Annotated in this window: 3 protein-coding genes; all 3 read left to right on the forward strand. The window is 51.8% G+C overall.

What is annotated here, in order from left to right; genetic code table 11:
• A partial coding sequence (locus tag PY311_RS12495; protein WP_286149029.1) for a MobA/MobL family protein occupies positions 1-937 on the forward strand: 937 nt, incomplete at its 5' end.
• Between the two features lie 2 nt (positions 938-939).
• Entirely contained in the window at positions 940-1,473 is a 534-nt protein-coding gene (locus PY311_RS12500; protein ID WP_000168772.1) for a hypothetical protein, read from the forward strand.
• Between the two features lie 220 nt (positions 1,474-1,693).
• Positions 1,694-2,049, forward strand: a 356-nt coding sequence (locus PY311_RS12505; protein ID WP_275972970.1) for a colicin-like bacteriocin tRNase domain-containing protein, incomplete at its 3' end; no start/stop codon positions are given.

Here is a 2,049-nt window from a genome sequence, read left to right on the forward strand (position 1 = left end):
GGCTGAAACCGTGGCAACCTATCACCTCAGCGTTCAATTTGGTGGCAAGGGGCAGGCTGCAAACCACGCCGATTACATCGAGCGCAAAGAGAAATACCGCGACCGTCAGGATTTGGAATATTCCGCACACGGAAACATGCCGGAATGGGCGCGAGATAATCCCTCACATTTCTGGCAGGCGGCTGACCAGTTTGAACGTGCGAACGGTTCGACCTATCGGGAACTTGAAATTGCATTACCCCGTGAACTGACAGCGGAACAGCGCCTTGAACTGGTGCAGGATTTTGTACGTCAGGAAGCTGGCGAACGGCACGCCTGGAGTTTTGCCATTCACAATCCGAAAGCGAGCATTGACGGCGGCGAACAGCCTCATGCGCATATCATGATGAGCCAGCGTGTGAATGATGGCATTGAACGTACACCGGAACAGTATTTCCGGCGCTATAACGCCAGGTATCCCGAGCGGGGAGGTGCGAAAAAGGATTCCGGAAGCCTGACTCTCACTCAGCAAAAAGAGCAGTTGCGGGAATTGCGAAAACGCTGGGAGGTGAAGCACAACGAACATATGAGAAAGCATGGCTTTGAAAGGGGCTTCATTGACTGCCGGACGCTGAAAGAACAGGGCATTGAACGACGTCCCGAAGTGCATCTGGGTTTTGAAGCTGCCGGACGGCTTGATGATGCCCAGCGTCATGACATCATGCAAAAACGGTCTGAACCGGACTATTCCCGCCATCTTGAACAGGCGCGAACGGTCGGGCATGACATCAGGGAATGGCTGGACACTCCGGTTAAGCAACATGAACTGGTCAGAAGGCTGCAACATGATGTTGCGCGGGAGCATGGCTTTGACATGAGAGACAGAGTGAGCAGACAGAACCGAATTGAACCTGAACGGGTTAAATCACCGTCACGTGGATTTTCTATGGGATTCTGAACATGGCCAGCACAGAAGAAAAATTACTCACGCTCCTGTTATCGGTGGAGCATCTGCAACATACCGCAATGGAGCAACAGAAAGCTGTTGCTGATTCTCTGGCTGTGGCAAGGGAAACACTTCGCGGATATCGGGATATTTCTGACGGTGTGGCAAAACAGGTCAGGGATGAAGTCAGAAACGAGGTGCAGAAGCTGGATGTTGCAGGGCTGATAGGTGAGCGCATCAGCCAGGATTTTCAGCGGCTGGAAGAGTCAGTCGCAAACATGAAGGCAAACGCGGATGCCCTGAACAGGGATATTGCGACAATTCACAGCAATATCGTGCAGGAATACAACACCCTTAAAGGGTATAGCTGGAAATGGCTGGGTGGGGTGTCAGTGGCTTTTCTGGTTATGTTCTGTGTGCTTGGATGGGGAATGAAAACAATGCTCGACAGGAACTACAACGCCACAGCGGCGGTGTATCAGAAAGTTGTGACACTGGAAGATAAACTGGCGGAGAAACCTGTCACGGGCAAGAGCCGGAAAAACTGACGCGCTTCGCTTGTCCAACGCCTCACGACCCGCGAAAGGATTTCGCGTTCCGTTCACCGTTTTCATGAGTGATTCCTCCGAACTGCCAAAAAATATCCTCCCCCTGACTTGACAGAAAAAATAATGGCGAGTACTTTTGGTCTGTACATAAAACCAGTGGTTTTATGTACAGTATTAACTATGTAATTAATTGTTTTAACGCTTAAAAGAGGGAATTTTTATGAGCGGTGGAGATGGACGCGACCACAACAGTGGCGCACATAACACAGGTGGTAACATTAATGGCGGCCCTACGGGGCTTGGTGGAAATGGTGGGGCTTCTGACGGCTCCGGATGGAGTTCGGAAAATAACCCATGGGGTGGCGGTTCTGGTAGTGGTGTTCACTGGGGAGGTGGCTCCGGCCATGGCAATGGCGGGGGGAATGGTAATTCCGGTGGTGGCAGCAATTCATCCGTAGCAGCAGTGGCATTTGGTTTTCCTGCTTTGGCAGCTCCTGGTGCCGGAACACTGGGTATCGCCGTCTCTGGTGAGGCTTTATCTGCGGCAATAGCGGATATCTTTGCAGCCCTGAAAGG

Source organism: Neopoerus faecalis, from assembly GCF_029218125.1.
GTDB lineage: Bacteria > Bacillota > Clostridia > Oscillospirales > Oscillospiraceae > Oscillibacter > Oscillibacter faecalis_A.